Origin of the sequence: Proteus sp. LHD240705, assembly GCF_047921555.1 — a bacterium.
In the GTDB taxonomy this organism is placed as follows: Bacteria; Pseudomonadota; Gammaproteobacteria; order Enterobacterales; family Enterobacteriaceae; genus Proteus.
On the sequence record NZ_JBLRMI010000045.1, the window covers coordinates 1 to 361 of the forward strand.

General features: G+C 45.4%; 1 pseudogene. It reads left to right on the top strand.

Annotation, left to right across the window (positions count from 1 at the left end):
- Positions 1-361 (top strand): annotated as a pseudogene (locus tag ACNART_RS17950) (hypothetical protein); the annotation flags it as partial.

Genomic DNA, 361 nt, shown 5'->3' on the forward strand with positions numbered 1-361 from the left:
CCATGAAGCCATGGGGTATGAGGCGTTCGCCATCCCGAGAGTGGCTTCTGTGTATATGGCGGTGAATGATTATGCGTATTTTCAGGGAATAACGCATATCCGAATGGAAGGGCCTGTATTACGTTATGAGTATGTTTATGACAATGTTCAGGTTCAAGACCCACAGATGGCCAAAAGAGCCAATATGGTGGTCGATATTTATGGTGTCCCGTTACCGGATAGTACAAAACCAACGTATGGTGTGGAGTGGTATGGGGCCTTTCAGGGATTTCGAAGTGCGATTACACGTAATACACAAATGACTTATTGTGTGTTTCGACAAAAAATCCATCTTGAAGGTGGGCGCTATTGGTCTTTGCCG